Source organism: Myxacorys chilensis (genome assembly GCF_059505265.1).
In genome coordinates this window covers 1-14,349 of record NZ_JCACKG010000090.1, presented here as the reverse complement: position 1 = coordinate 14,349, position 14,349 = coordinate 1, and the positions used below count along the sequence as shown (strand labels likewise).

Sequence of the window (14,349 nt, the reverse complement as noted above, 5' to 3'; positions counted from 1 at the left end):
CGAATCGCCTTTGGACTAGTCATTTAGACCCAAACAACATGTCTGAGACATTACCATCTACTCGTCCGGTCACGCCACAGTGCTCGGCTGAGCCACGTCCCGTCTCACCCAACACTCCTGTCGCATGGCTGTCATCCACCATAACCAGTGCATCATACGTTTCTGCTAGGTCACAAATTTGCGCTAGTTTAGCAATGTCACCATCCATACTAAACACCCCGTCGGTGGCAATCAACCGGATTTTGGCTGATTGTGCGGCTTGAAGACAGTGTTCTAACTCCTGCATGTCGCTGTGAGCGAACCGATACCGCTGCGCTTTGCACAAACGCACTCCATCAATAATGCTGGCATGGTTGAGCGCATCACTGATTACGGCACAATCGGCATCTAGCAGCGTTTCAAATAATCCACCATTGGCATCAAAACAAGACGTATATAGAATCGTGTCTTCTGTACCCAGAAATGCCGAAATCTTGGCTTCTAACGTCTTGTGAATGCTTTGAGTTCCACAGATAAAACGCCCCGATGCCAAACCGAAGCCATATTGAGCGATTCCGGCTTGAGCGGCAGCAAGCACCTCTGGATGATTGGCAAGCCCTAGGTAGTTATTGGCGCAGAAATTCAGAACTGTGCGATCGCCCTGAACCACAATTTCGGCACCTTGCGGAGTGATTAAAATTCGTTCTTCTTTGGTGAGGTTCAATTGGTGAATCTCATCTAAAACAGATTGAAAAATGGAAATGGCTGTTTTGTCCATCACCGCAACGCTCCTATTTCTTGACGTTCAACTCCTGGCTCCTCGCTTCTGACGTCCACCTTTGCCAGCATTTCCTCCACGATCGCCGCCAAATTATACTGGTGCTGCCAGCCCCAGTCTGCTCGTGCTTTAGAATCATCAATGACCGAGGGCCAAGAATCCGCGATCGCTTGCCGAAAATCGGGAGCGTAGTCGCAAGTAAAATGCGGCAGATGTTTTTGAATTTCGGCAACAAGTTCTGCGACTGAGAAGCTGACAGCAGCGATGTTGTAGCTAGAGCGAATTTTGATTGCGGCGGCGTCAGCTTGCATAATGTCAAGAATGGCGCGAATGGCGTCAGATATATACATCATTGGTAGGCGCGTCTCTGGGCGGACGAAGCAAGTGTAGGTGCCCGTTTGAAGTGCAGCATGGAAAATTTCTACCGCAAAGTCAGTTGTGCCGCCGCCTGGAGGAGCGCTATAGCTGATAATTCCGGGCAATCGCAGGCTGCGGACATCGACTTGACGTTGTGCGTAATAGTGACACAACAATTCTCCAGCCACTTTGGTGATGCCGTAGAGGGTGGCAGGGTCTTCAACCGTGATCTGAGGTGTGTTGAGTTTGGGGGTGTGCGGCCCAAAAACGGCGATCGAACTTGGAAAAAATACTTGGAGCTTGAAAGCTTTTGCGACCTCCAAAATATTCCGCAGTCCGTTGATATTGACATCCCAACAGCGATCGGGATGCTGTTCTCCTTTGGCAGATAAGACTCCTGCTAAATGGTAGATTGTATCGATTTGATAGTGTTCAATCAGCTTTTGTAGCTGTGTTCGATCGGTAACATCTAAGACCTCGTAAATGAGTGAACGGTTGTGTGAAGGGATTCTCCAACCACTCTCGATGACATTGGACATTCCATAGTGCTGTCGCAAGGCGACTACCAAGTCACTCCCCAACTGACCACTCGATCCTGTCACTAAAATCTTATTCATACTGATTCAAGTTTTAGAGGCGGTAATGGCTGTCTGAGAAGTCAGAAATCAAGAGATCTGGCTTCCTAGCTCTTGGCTCCCCTCGAACATCAAATTGCGATTAAAAATTCTCACCGGACGTACTGCTACCTCATGCAGCGTGTGCAGCAGACGCTGAAGTTCTTCAATGGTGTTGTAGTGAGTGCAGCCGATTCGCAACATGCCCCCACTTTCCTCAACTCCAAGTCGTTGAGTCAGGTTCAGCGCATAGAAGTTCCCGTTCCAGGTGAAAATGCCGCGATCGCCTAATGTCTTTGCTAGTTCAGCGGGGGAATGACCAGCAACACGAATTCCAACCGTAGGTGTGCGCCAAGCAAATTGCGCTGGATTGGTAATGCCGTAGAGGGTGACTCCAGGAATTTCTAGCAAATGAGGAATCAAATATTCAGACAGCGATCGCTCATATTCTTGAATGGTCACCATTGCTCTGGCGAGAGCATTCCGTCGATCTGTGGCCGTATGCTCCGTGACCATATCCGTAACCGTAGGCTCCGTGACCATAGATGAAGCTTGAGATGAAGCTTGCTCACCTAACTGGGCTAAATACTCGATCGCGGCCACCACTCCCGCGAGTCCCTCAAAATTCTGAGTTCCCGTTTCCCACCGAAATGGAACTTCTTCAGAAGCAGGACGGGGCTTGTAAGGCTGTAGCCGAACCAAATGTTCTCGTTTGCCGTAAAGAATGCCGACATGCGGCCCGAAGAACTTATAGGCGGAACAAACGAGAAAATCGCAATCTAGCGACCGCACATTGATCAATCCATGCGGCGCATAGTGAACCGCGTCCACAAACACCCATGCCCCCACAGCACGAGCTAACCGAACCACGCTCGCGACTTTATTGATCGTGCCCACTGCATTCGAGGCGTAACCGATCGCCACTAATTTTGTGCGCTTCGTAATCTGACGCGCCAGATCGAGCATGTCCAGGGTGCAGTCATGCTCACAAATGCTTACCGTGCGAACAATGATACCCCGTTCTCGAAGGGCGACCCAAGGCGCTACATTGGCATCATGGTCAAGACTAGTCACCACAATCTCATCACCGGGTCGCAATTCTTTCGCGATCGATCGACTCATTGCAAACGTGAGTGTCGTCATGTTCGCCCCAAACACCACCTCATCGCGATCGCAGCCTAAAAAATCGGCAACCGTCGATCGTGCCCGTTCTACCAGCGCATCGGTTCGCGCACTGGTGGCAAAGGCTCCATGCAGATTGGCATTTGACGTGATCAAGTAGTTTGCGATCGCGTCAACGACCCGCCTCGGAACTTGAGTGCCACCTGGCCCATCCAAAAACACAACTGGATGCCCATTCATTTCTTGCCGCAGGGCAGGAAATTGGGCACGAATCCAACCCAGATCGAGAACAGTCATGGGAATCTCCTATTGGGGAAGGAGCCAAGGGCTAGAAGACGGAGTGTTGTGGGGAATTCAAACATCGGAGCCAGAATGGCTCGCTGGGTTCAAACAGTAGAAATTAGTAGCTGGCTACCTCTTGTCTCCTAACTCTTACCTCTGAAAACACTCACTTCTCATCCGGCGGAAACAGCCCCGGACACGTTAGAACAAAAACATCTCTAGTTCCTTGCTCGGCTCCAAGCACATTCACTGGCGAAGTGTAGTGAAAGTATTGAGCATCTCTAAATACGAGAAATTCCCCCGGATTTAATACTTTGCTAAATGCTGGAGGCTCACTGTCTTTTGATTTATCTTTTGACTTGTAAAGATGGGTTTCGCCGCCGCCAATGTTGCTGCGATCGACGGAGAAAATTCCGACAATATCCACACCATCCCGATGAATTCCTTCTGGTGCAGGATTACCAGATTTTTGGGAGGATGCAGTTGTGCGAATCTGGTGAACTCCGACCTCCTGAGAAGTAGAACACGGTTGGCAGAACTGGAAAAATTCCCAAATTAATCGTTGAAAATCTTCTAGTTGAATTAATTCGTCATCTAGCTCAGAATACTCTCGAACTACGTCTCCTAACAGTGGATTGTGTTGCCTGCTCTGAAACAAGCACCGATGAGGCAACTTGATTAAGCGATCGCCAACTATCTTGAAGTGGGAGAGCCTCCTAAATCGGTAGTTGCCCTCTAAGTAGGGATCTTCTGGAAGATGCTCAAATGAGTGTTTGAATTCATCGACCTTAATCGCTGTTAGCATCTCCAACACGTAGCTAGCCAGACAATTGGCCTCTGGCTTAATGAATTCTTCTAATTGAGATAAATTTAACATCTGATTTCCTCACTCAAATCAACACCAACAGATCAAGTAATCGATTGTCTCTGAACAAGGTATTGAATCAGAAAAAACGTGAAAGTCACCAAACTCTGGCTGCTTCTAATCAAAGACTATTGTGTTAGAAGCATTACGTTTTGTAGCAATCGTCTACAACAGTTGAGTTGATAGATGCGACAATGCAACTTTATCGACAACACATTATGTAGATACTGTGCTGAAGTAAAAGTTTTGATGCATTCGTCTACATCATCATTGTAATTACATTTCGATGAGATTGTCGATCTCTAACTGGTGTGTCTAAATTACTGGGGGTATTGGGTTATAGTGCAAAAAGAAGATATCTCTGTTTCTCGATCGGTTAACGCGAGATTAGAATGAATTCCATTCTTACTTAGGAATACGAATGTGCTTTTTAATGCAATTTCCTACTTGTCTCCTAATTGGATGGAATACTACCAATCAGTCGTTCTATTTCTAGGTCGAGTGCTGCAATGCGAAACCCAGTTTGTATCCAGTGATCTTGACCCTATAAACGATTTACGGTTGCAGGAAGATAATGTTGATCTAGCGTTTATCTGTGGATTGCCCTTTATTCGACAGTGTCGAACAGCACCTGAGCAATTGAGAGCGATCGCGGCTCCGGTGATGCAAGCGGATCGTTATCAAAATCATCCCATTTATTTCTCGGATGTCATTGTTCAAGCTGAAAGCCAATTTCAAACCTTCTCGGATTTAGCAGGCTCAACGGTTTGCTATAACGATCCTGGCTCGAATAGCGGTTATTACCTGCTTCGGTACCGCCTGCTGCAAGAACAATGTTCGACTCGCTTCTTTAAAGCTGCAGTTCAATCCGGTTCTCATCAGCGATCGATTCGTTGGGTGATTGAGGGTAAAGCAAATTGTGCTGCGATCGACAGTACGGTTTTGGAACAAGAATTCCGCGTATTTCCTGAACTAGCACACCAGGTACGAACCATTGAATCGAGTGATCCATGTCCGATGCCACCGATCGTTGTGTCAGCACATCTCGGTAATGATTTGATTAGACAGATTCAAGCGGCATTGCTTCAACCCGACACAGAACTAAAAGCTGCGATGGCAAAGATGAACGTGAAGCGATATGCAAGTGTTAACAATGAAGACTACGCAGCGATCGCTAAAATTTATGACGCCGTGACAAACTCTCGCTTCAGCCAGCTTTGATGTGGGACATCGCCTGCCAGCGGGAATACAGTTTTTTGCCTTGCTCATTCTGCAAAACCGCATGGTGATAAACTTGCTCGAATAACTTGCGCTGGGTATGGCTGCCGCCGATCCGATGCAATTTAGGCAAACGTGGACGTATTTCTGCGATCGCCGTTGACCAATCTGCCTGAGCATGAGCAATTAATCCTCTCGCGCTCGGAATCGTTATATGAAGCCAAGCATATTGCGACTCTGCTGGAACTCGATAGGCATGAAGAGTCAAACTTTGCATCAATTCATTGACCCAATCTGTACATTCTGCACGGGCTAGAGCATAAACATAGTGCAGATCTTGGAACGGTAAAGCGTGCTCGTGCAAGCGTGGATAAAGATATGGAACTAACGTATTCCAACGCTGACCAACATTCACTCCCTGCAATTCCAACCGCAGTAATGTTGCGATCGCGCCGACTTGATCTTTGGAAGAGAAGGGGTTAGCACGCCCCCAAATGTGTTGATCATACAGTTCCAACACTTTTTCCACATCTCCCAACGCTAGATAATAGAGTGCTATGTGCCACCAATTGTGGGTATATAGCATTGAATTGCATTGCTCCCAAGTATCCGAATGGCTTTCCATCCAAATAATGCCTGCTTCTGGGCGATTCTGCTCTTCCAGAACATGAGCAATCGCATGTTGCGCCCACGGATCAAACCGATTTAATGCGATCGCTTGTAGTCCAACATTCATCGCCTGGTTCAACTCGCCGCACTGCTCCAATCCGAACGCGATCATGCCATACAAATAGTGCAAATGAGGAGTGTCAACATTTGCAGGCAGTACCTTCTCGGCAATCTTCAGCAACCGGCTGGCTTCTCCTCGATAGAAGTAGTGGTATTGTCCTTGCTGAACGGAAATCAGATCTCTTGGATATTCTTCTGCGATCGCTTCATGTAAATCGATTGCTTCAGAAATTGCGCCTCGCGCCCAAGCTGCGATCGCGTTGATGTACCATTGCTCTCGTTCGGTTGCCGTCGTTGCATAACGGTGAGCCGCTTTTAGGTGCAACATTGCAGTACGACGAGCGATCGCGGTTTCTTGAGATAGATAATAGGCCGCCGCATAAGCTTGAGCGATCGCACAGGTCGAATCTACTGACAGTGCCTGTAGAATTGCGTTTTCGGCTTGATTGCCATAATAAAAAGCTTGATCGATGAATCGATTCAGTCCGTCGATTATCCCAGGAGAACCACTTTGCCGTGCGCTGTGTGAATTTGTGCTGATGGTAAGCCCCTGAGAATCAGTCACCATAAGAAACCTCCTAAACAACGGTTAATCTATCGGGATACCGTATTACTTCGCTGAGTATGCCATACCGCTGTAAATATGGACAAGTAAAGTTGGTTACACAACCACAAATTGTCAGACTTGCAGTTCGGTAACTTGTGCGGCTTATCTTGAGAAGAGACTTTAGACAAGCATCGATCGCACAAAAAATCTTTACAGAGCTTTTGCTTGCTAACACTTCTCTGATGGCTAGACAAGTTGCGGAAATCGCCATCCGCGTTGATCAAGAAATCCAACCGAGACCCAATCTGCAGTAGAATCTCCGTCGATTATCCAGGGCTGCCTTCTTGTGGATTGTGTCGGGATGCGTGCTGATCAGATCCACGACCTGATTGATGAGATCGCCGATGCTCTCCACATAGTCATAGCCCCACCCTCCAAATGAGGCGGCTTTTTCTGCTCGTCTTCCTGCTCTAAAATCAGTTACAGAAATCCGTCAACTAACGAAAGTAGCGATTCGGAGTAGAGGGATTATTAATCACGTTGTGCGACGCTGTTTAGGGAATGAATGAGGAGAACATGAATGCATCATCGAATACTCACGCTTGGATCGCTCTTGCTCATGCTTGTTGGGTTTTCTGTGCCAATGGCTCGTTCAGAATCAACGATCGCGAATCTTACAGCAGGTTCCAATTCTGCAATTCCGTCTATGACCCCATATGATGTAGTCTTTCTAGCGTATCAAGGATACTTTCGTAACCAAGGACTGAGAGGGTATGGAGCCTTTGCCGATGGCTGCAATCAAGGAAAGCTGACTGCTCAAGATGTGGTTGAAGCAGCAATCAAAGCCAATCAATTACCTAAGACGATTGTGAATAATCGGGGCTTCATGAACGCTGTAGATGCGAACATGAAGGCATTTAAAAATAACTCTGGTTCATAAGGGTTCAACTGTCATCCAATAAAATTCTGGGCGTTGAACAATAGAAGTATGAATTGAGGCTAAGTACGGGACAAAAACTTTTGTCCTGTACCTTTTGTCCTGTACTTAGATTAGCTAGTTGTGATGCACTTCATCCACCACATAAGTTGACATCCTTTGTGCCAAATCTAACATGGCACTCTAGCGACGCAGCCTTTGATTGTCCTTCTCCACAAGTCTATTTCACTAGCTCTTTCCTTTGCCTTGATTTTTGTCGCATGGCGTCTCCCACCACAACATTTAACTCACTCCCTAATAACATCGCGAATGCACTGAGGTAGAGCCACAACAGCAGGATGATGGCTGCCCCGATCGCGCTATAGGTTTGGTTAAAGTGGCCAAAGCGTGCAACATAAAACCGAAGTAGCCCAGAGAGAACCGCCCATAGAAGCGCTGCCAAAATTGCTCCCGGCATAATTGGGGTTCCTTTGCGCCAGCGACTCGTTCCAAAACGGTAAATAAAACCAAGGGAAAGTGCGACAATTCCTAGCGCGATCGGTAGACTCAGCAGATGCCAGTACCGAAACACGCTGGGAGCCATTGTGCCGCTGCGCTGCGCTACAACCGTGACGCTCACATCACTGATAAAGAGGACCAGCAACGCGATGACGAGCAATAGAAAGGTTCCTAAACTCAGTCCGATCGAGACTAGCTTTGCCTTCCAGAAGGGACGAACGCGATCGCGAGGGATTTGATGAACTTGATCTAACGCCGCCATTGTCGCTCCTAGCACACTGGAGGACACCCAAATCGATGCCATGAAACTGAGCGAAAAAATTCCTCGATTGCGGGTGATGCTTAGTTGCGGCAGAACTTTTTGAATGAGTGCCATTGCTTCATTGGGGATGACACCACTCACTTGATAAGTGAAGTGACGAAATTCTGAGTCTGGAATATTCAGCAGCCCGATCGCGGTTAGAACGACCAGAATTGCTGGAAACAGCGCAAAGACAGCGTTATAAGCAATTTCTGCGGATAGACCAGATAAACGATGCTGCCCGCTGCGGCGAAGCACTTCTGATATCACCCTAATGTTGAGATATTTGAAAAACCGAAAAAAACGGGCGTTTAGATTAGACACGGTTGAAATCAAAGCAAGTGCTTGAACATTTGATCGTGAATCCGAGTTTGTTGCGCGAGTCCAGGTTGCGTTGAGAAGAGTCTAAGTCTTATGTTGACACTTGCCCCGTCCTCAAAGAAGTTATTGAGTAAATCACAAGCGCTGTCCAAATCAGTGTAAAGGTGACGGTGTGAGTCAGAGTGAAAGGCTCATGATAGAGGAACACGCCCAACAAAAGCTGCAAACTGGGTGCAAGGTACTGAAAAAAACCTAATGTTGAGAGCCGTAACCGTTTAGCGGCATTGTTGAACCAGAGCAGCGGAAATGAAGTCACTACACCACAACCGACAAACAAAGCGGTTAGCCATCCATCTATCCCGAAATGTCCTGTTCCCTGGCTTGCTAAGGATTGAACAAATATCAATGCGGCAGGAGTTGCCAAGCCTGTTTCTACCGTTAAGCCGACCAGTGGCGTGACCGGAATTAGTTTACGCAGTAAACCATACAGCGCAAACGAACTGGCTAAACCAAGCGCAATCCAAGGGATTTGACCAAAATTCCCTACAAAGTTTGTTACTCCCACTGCCGCCAGCACCACGGCGATCGTTTGCCCCCGATTCAATCGCTCTTTGAGAAACACAGCTCCCAATATCACACTGACCAGAGGATTGATGTAGTATCCCAGACTCACTTCAATAATCTGATTGATCGTAATGCTGTAGATGAAAAGTCCCCAGTTTAAGGAAATAAGAATGGTTGTCATTAGTAAAGCACTCAACGTTTTAGGATCGCGTGCTAATTGACGCAACTCAGATCCACGCTGTTGAAGCACAAGGAGTACAGTTAGAACGACCATCGACCAGATGATCCGGTGGCTGAGGATTTCTAAGGCTGGAATTTGTCCGAATAACTTCCAGTACAGTGGAACAATCCCCCAAGCGGTGTACGCTAAAACAGCATAGAGTGCGCCAATTCTAGTCAACCTAGGCGATGAGGCGGAAACGACAGAATGCTTCAAGGGAGATGCTGAATGATGAACAGAAGTCTATTTTAGCGATCGCGCTCTCCACTCATCCAGTCACAATTTGCCGCTGAACTAGGCAATACAGATGCTTAGCAAGAATGTAAATCCACCTGTAAATTCTTTTGGGATGAAGCTTTAGAGCTTACAAAACTTATATTGTAAAATCGCCATCCTCTCTACCCCATCCCTTTGGTAGAACATGATACTCAAATGCTCTAAGTAAAGGACATAAGAGAGTTGCTTGAAAATAGTGTCCCATTACTATGAGGAACGTTGTTTCGCTTCACCCAGTCGCTAATGCTTCTTTGAAAGGTCTTCCATTGGCTTCGGGAGTTGTCAAATTGTCTTCGGGAGTTCTCAAGTTCTCTTCCGGAGTTCTCAGATTGTCTTCAGGAGTTCTCAGATTGTCTTCGGGAGTTCTCAAATTGTCTTCCGGAGTTGTCAAATTGTCTTCCGGAGTTGTCAAATTGTCTTCGGGAGTTCTCGGATTGTCTTTAGGAGTTCTCAAATTGTCTTCCGGAGTTCTCAGATTGTCTTCCGGAGTTGTCAAATTCTGAAGCGAAAGTCGCAATGAGTAAACTACATCTGGAGCGCAATACCGAGATCCAAAGCGGAATACTATTTCTTATCAAGTCCCTAAGCTTGCAAAGTGTAAGTAGAAAGGTTGTGTCGAAATTCTTCTTTTAGCGACATACGATCTGCGTCAATCGTATTGCATTAAGCACTCGCCCTAAAGATTGCTTCGATGAATCTTGAGATACACGATTCGCGTGTTCAATTCCTTCTACTTGATCTTTCCGAATCATACTGATCGCTTCAATTCCCCTCAACGTCAGTCTTGCAGTGAGGCGAATTTGAGAGGAAAAGAGATTTTACGGTACTGCCTGTGGTGCTGCTGGGCAAGTTGATAGCCAACTGCAAACATTACAAGGGAGTGTCGAACTGAGTGGGCAGGTTGAGAAGAAATGAGAGGTCGGCTTCTTCTTCATAAGGCGTTGGCTTGGTTCCTCGCTGAAAGAGGAGTGCCCCGGTTTGCCCTTGGAGGGTTAACTTACTCCCTCGACAGCGAAGCCACGCGCCTTCCCGCATCGCTAGCACTGGCACATCATTTTCTTCAAGGAACTGGCGGATGCGCTCCTCGCGGGTCTCGCCCATATGAGTAGAGCGCGGATCTGCATCTTGATAATGCGGGTTGATCTGAAACGGAACTAACCCAAATGCTTCAAAAGAGACCGGCTGCACAATCGGCATGTCATTCGTGGTACGGATAGTGGGACACGCATGGTTGGTTCCAGCGCTGGAACCCATGTAAGACAACTCCCCCGCCAATACTCGCTGCCGGACTAATTCCACAAGACCCAACTGTTGCACACTTCTGAGGAGACGAAACGTGTTGCCACCTCCTACAAATAGCACCTCGGCCTCTTCCACAACTTCCCGTGGATTTGACACGGCGTTTAAGCCAATGACTTCAACGCCCAAGGGTTGCAGCGCAGTGCGAACACGTTGTGTATACGCCTCATACTCAGATTGGGCATAGGGAACAAAGTGGAGGACGCGGCATCCGTCCAGAAACTCTGCGATCGCATCCATTGCGTGCTCCAAGTAACCCTTTCCGTGAATCTTGGAGTTACTGAGTAGGAGCAGATTATGGGACATTTCTTCTCCTTTTCGGTGTTCGATTCAGTTAAGCGATCGGATGAGTGGCACTCAGTCGTCCTATAGCGGCTGTTCTCGTTTGCGATTCGGTTCCTCAGGCAATGGTATAAATTCTGTTTCTTGAGGAACCTGCCCGAACCGCCCTTCCTGCCAATCCCGCTTCGCTTGCTCAATGCGTTCTAGGCGACTGGAGACAAAATTCCACCACTTGTGCCGCTCTCCCACAGGCTCACCTCCGACCACAATACAACGAGCCGAGCGATCGGCAGAAATGTCTACCGATGCACCTGATTCCAGAACCGCTAACCGATGCTGCTCAAGAGGAGCATCGTTGATCCGTAGTCCTTCGGTCACGCTGTAAACAGCTTGTTCTCGGTAGTCGCCCGGTAAGGTAAGGTGCGCGCCAGCAGACAACTGTACATCCAGATAAATCATGGGTGAAAAGGTCTGCACCGGAGACCGACGACCATATGCTTCTCCCGCAATTAGGGTGATGGCTACTCCCGCCTCTTCCCAAGCGGGTAAATCAGTGGCAGGATGATGCCGGAACCAGGGTTCTGTTTCCTCATGCTCATCAGGAAGGGCTACCCAGGTCTGGATTCCGTGCAGTGTAGCTTCTTTGCTACGCTCATGGTCAGGAGTGCGCTCAGAATGGACAATCCCTCGTCCTGCCGTCATCCAGTTCACAGCACCCGGACGAATTTCCTGATTGCTGCCCACACTGTCTCGATGCAGCAACGCGCCTTCAAACAGGTAGGTCACTGTGGCTAAATTAATATGTGGGTGCGGTCTGACATCTACACCTTTGCCTGGTGGAAACACGGCAGGACCGAGATGATCAAAAAAGATGAAGGGACCGACCAAGGTCAACATATCTGAGGGAAGGAGCCGACGAGCTTGGAATCCTCCTAGATCTTGGACATGCGGTTCAATGAGATGCTGAATACTATCCATTAGAGTTCAGTTAAATGAGAGGGCAGTTTAGACAGTTATCTTCAAATGATAAATTCCCACATCAGAGGCACTGTTGACTACGAGCTTAGGAAGGAAAATTGTGAGGGCTAATTCAAAGTACGAAGAGAATTTTGGGATGAGTTAACCGAAGTCAGAGAGACATTTTCCTAGCTTAAGTAGCGAACCCCCTGAATATTATCCTAAAAAAAAGTCAAAAAAATTCCTGGCTTGACTATGCTGATACTGGAGTGATAGTGATTGAGGCCACCCCAGGCGTCTAAAAACACACCCGACTTGCCGCTGAGCGTCTCTACTAAGCTGTGGCTTCATCTTATTCATCTCGACTCAATTCATAGCTGCTGCCTCGCCTGCTTCCGGCTCGACACCTGTTTCCAAGTTAAAACTGGCGCAATTTAACATCAAGCTCCCCAGCAAGAGCCAAGCAAATCCTGCAAGAGTTAGAGGTAGCGGATGGCTACTCGTTCTACCGTTAGCTCAGGTGCAATTTGGAGATAAACTATGCGATCGCTCCCTCTTCCATCTGGCGCAACAATGCCCGTTCTCGGTCAGGGAACGTGGGGTATGGGAACACACACGAAACAGCGCTCTCAAGAAATCGATGCCTTGAAATTTGGGATCGACTTGGGCATGACGCTGATCGACACTGCCGAAATGTATGGTGAAGGTGGAGCAGAAGAGGTTGTGGCAGAGGCGATCAAAGGGCAGCGATCGCGCCTCTTCTTGGTCAGCAAAGTTTACCCACACAATGCGACGCGACGCGGAACGATTCAAGCGTGCGATCGCAGCCTCAAACGCCTCAAAACCGATTACTTGGATCTTTACCTGCTACACTGGCGCGGTTCTGTCCCGCTCTCAGAAACCTTTGAAGCCTTACTCGAGCTTCGACAATCTGGAAAGATTCGCGACTTTGGCGTGAGCAATTTTGACCAAGACGATTTAGTAGAGGCTCGCCAGTTCGACCACAACCTCACCGCAACCGATCAAGTTTTGTACAATCTCAGCCGACGTGGAATTGAGTGGGATGTGTTGCCGTGGTGTCGGCAGCAAGGCTTTCCTGTAATGGCGTATTCTCCGATCGAGCAAGGTCGATTATTGCAGAACAAAGCATTGGGTGCGATTAGCGCCAAGCACAACTCTGAAGGAACTGCCTCTCGATTACACCTTACTCCTGCTCAGGTCGCGATCGCGTGGCTCTTGCATCAAGAGAATGTCGTGGTAATTCCAAAATCGAGTCGGCGCGATCGCATCCAAGAGAACTACGCTGCGTTGGATATTACGTTGAGTCAAGCGGATTTGGCTGCATTGGATGAAGCATTTCCGCCGCCTGCGCGATCGCAACCTCTAGAGATGCTGTAGTTGGGTTGCTCCACGATGCTTACTTACATCCAGGTTCATACCTTTGATTTGATGGTTCACATCAGCGTCCGGTCTCAGTCTTTGAGAAACGATAGAAGATCAGTGTTGAGCTGTTCCTTGTGCGTATCGGTTAAACCGTGAGGTGCGCCTGGATAGATCTTCAGGGTGGCCTGCTTCACCAGTTTTGCAGCGGCGATCGCGGCGGCACCGATCGGCACGATCTGGTCATCATCGCCATGAACAATCAGCGTCGGCACATCGAATTTTTTGAAGGTCTTCAGTGAAATCTATCTCAGAGAAGGCTTTGATGCAGTCAAATGCGTTCTTATGTCCCGCCTGCATTCCCTGAAACCAGAACCAGTCGATCACGCCCTGCGAGACATTAGCACCCGAACGGTTAAAGCCGAAGAACGGACCGTAAGATTCTTCAACGTTCTTTGATTCAAATAACTTGAGTGGTTTGATCTTAGAGGATGTTTGGAAATACGGAGAGGGTAACAAAAGCTCACGCTAGTCTGCGTAGCATGAGTCGAATCATCGCAATGTAGATGAAGGCTTCTGAGGAAGCAGGTAAGCGCTCGTAATCGAGATTGAGACGACGGCACCAATGCAACCCGCCATAGGTGCGTTCCACAGTCCAGCGTTTGAGGAGCAGGACAAATCCCTGTGCGGATTGCGGACGCAACACGACTTGCAGAATCAAGCGAAAGGTATCCATCACCGAATGCAGAAAGTCTTCGCCCGAAAAGCCACGGTAGTGCTATAGATCTGTTGTTAGTGCCTAGATCGATAATCCAAACTCAAA

14 protein-coding genes and 1 pseudogene are annotated in these 14,349 nt (G+C 48.0%); 3 read left to right on the top strand and 12 right to left on the bottom strand.

The genetic code is table 11. The annotated features are described in order from the left end of the window. Positions 1 to 19: 19 nt before the first annotated feature. The 4 genes from AC5JLB_RS05750 to AC5JLB_RS05735 all read right to left on the bottom strand — a co-directional run bounded on the left by AC5JLB_RS05750 (position 20) and on the right by AC5JLB_RS05735 (position 4,009). Entirely contained in the window at positions 20 to 757 is a 738-nt protein-coding gene (locus AC5JLB_RS05750) for an aminotransferase class I/II-fold pyridoxal phosphate-dependent enzyme (protein ID WP_495872889.1), read from the bottom strand. Next, complete coding sequence (locus AC5JLB_RS05745; protein WP_495872887.1) at positions 757 to 1,731, bottom strand: NAD-dependent epimerase/dehydratase family protein; 975 nt, start codon at positions 1,729 to 1,731, stop codon at positions 757 to 759. The genes AC5JLB_RS05750 and AC5JLB_RS05745 overlap by 1 nt, the downstream gene beginning before the upstream one ends. A gap of 48 nt (positions 1,732 to 1,779) precedes the next feature. Next, positions 1,780 to 3,147 carry a cysteine desulfurase-like protein gene (locus AC5JLB_RS05740; protein WP_495872886.1) on the bottom strand — a complete coding sequence of 456 codons (1,368 nt, stop codon included), beginning with the start codon at positions 3,145 to 3,147 and terminating at the stop codon, positions 1,780 to 1,782. A gap of 151 nt (positions 3,148 to 3,298) precedes the next feature. Then, positions 3,299 to 4,009 (bottom strand): 2OG-Fe dioxygenase family protein, encoded by a 711-nt coding sequence (locus tag AC5JLB_RS05735; RefSeq protein WP_495872885.1) that lies wholly within the window; start codon positions 4,007 to 4,009, stop codon positions 3,299 to 3,301. Positions 4,010 to 4,459: 450 nt separating this feature from the next. Between AC5JLB_RS05735 and AC5JLB_RS05730 the strand changes: the two genes are divergently transcribed. Next, positions 4,460 to 5,218, top strand: a complete 759-nt coding sequence (locus tag AC5JLB_RS05730; RefSeq protein WP_495872884.1) for a phosphate/phosphite/phosphonate ABC transporter substrate-binding protein — start codon at positions 4,460 to 4,462, stop codon at positions 5,216 to 5,218. Here the strand turns inward: AC5JLB_RS05730 and AC5JLB_RS05725 are convergent. Then, entirely contained in the window at positions 5,205 to 6,512 is a 1,308-nt protein-coding gene (locus AC5JLB_RS05725) for a tetratricopeptide repeat protein (RefSeq protein WP_495872883.1), read from the bottom strand. The two genes, AC5JLB_RS05730 and AC5JLB_RS05725, sit on opposite strands and share 14 nt — an antisense overlap. A 559-nt stretch (positions 6,513 to 7,071) precedes the next feature. Here AC5JLB_RS05725 and AC5JLB_RS05720 point away from each other — a divergent pair. Then, positions 7,072 to 7,431 (top strand): hypothetical protein, encoded by a 360-nt coding sequence (locus AC5JLB_RS05720; protein ID WP_495872882.1) that lies wholly within the window; start codon positions 7,072 to 7,074, stop codon positions 7,429 to 7,431. Positions 7,432 to 7,648: 217 nt separating this feature from the next. On the opposite strand, the gene AC5JLB_RS05715 is transcribed toward AC5JLB_RS05720, so the two are convergent. The 5 genes from AC5JLB_RS05715 to AC5JLB_RS05695 all read right to left on the bottom strand — a co-directional run bounded on the left by AC5JLB_RS05715 (position 7,649) and on the right by AC5JLB_RS05695 (position 12,167). After that, positions 7,649 to 8,551, bottom strand: coding sequence for a YihY/virulence factor BrkB family protein (locus tag AC5JLB_RS05715; protein ID WP_495872881.1), 903 nt, complete (start codon positions 8,549 to 8,551; stop codon positions 7,649 to 7,651). Between the two features lie 88 nt (positions 8,552 to 8,639). Further along, entirely contained in the window at positions 8,640 to 9,548 is a 909-nt protein-coding gene (rarD, locus tag AC5JLB_RS05710) for an EamA family transporter RarD (RefSeq protein ID WP_495872880.1), read from the bottom strand. A 289-nt stretch (positions 9,549 to 9,837) separates the two neighbouring features. Further along, entirely contained in the window at positions 9,838 to 10,104 is a 267-nt protein-coding gene (locus AC5JLB_RS05705; RefSeq protein ID WP_495872879.1) for a hypothetical protein, read from the bottom strand. 374 nt (positions 10,105 to 10,478) lie between these two features. Next, positions 10,479 to 11,213: a dipeptidase PepE gene (pepE, locus tag AC5JLB_RS05700; protein WP_495872878.1), complete on the bottom strand. Its 735-nt coding sequence runs from the start codon at positions 11,211 to 11,213 to the stop codon at positions 10,479 to 10,481. Between the two features lie 60 nt (positions 11,214 to 11,273). Then, positions 11,274 to 12,167 carry a pirin family protein gene (locus tag AC5JLB_RS05695; RefSeq protein WP_495872877.1) on the bottom strand — a complete coding sequence of 298 codons (894 nt, stop codon included), beginning with the start codon at positions 12,165 to 12,167 and terminating at the stop codon, positions 11,274 to 11,276. A 519-nt stretch (positions 12,168 to 12,686) separates the two neighbouring features. Here AC5JLB_RS05695 and AC5JLB_RS05690 point away from each other — a divergent pair. Further along, positions 12,687 to 13,544, top strand: a complete 858-nt coding sequence (locus tag AC5JLB_RS05690) for an aldo/keto reductase (protein WP_495872876.1) — start codon at positions 12,687 to 12,689, stop codon at positions 13,542 to 13,544. Between the two features lie 74 nt (positions 13,545 to 13,618). Here AC5JLB_RS05690 and AC5JLB_RS05685 read toward each other — a convergent pair whose 3' ends face one another. Together AC5JLB_RS05685 and AC5JLB_RS05680 are read right to left on the bottom strand one after the other, a co-directional pair. After that, complete coding sequence (locus tag AC5JLB_RS05685) at positions 13,619 to 13,825, bottom strand: alpha/beta hydrolase (protein WP_495872888.1); 207 nt, start codon at positions 13,823 to 13,825, stop codon at positions 13,619 to 13,621. Between the two features lie 224 nt (positions 13,826 to 14,049). Then, positions 14,050 to 14,295 (bottom strand): annotated as a pseudogene (locus AC5JLB_RS05680) (transposase); the annotation flags it as partial. Positions 14,296 to 14,349: the final 54 nt, after the last annotated feature.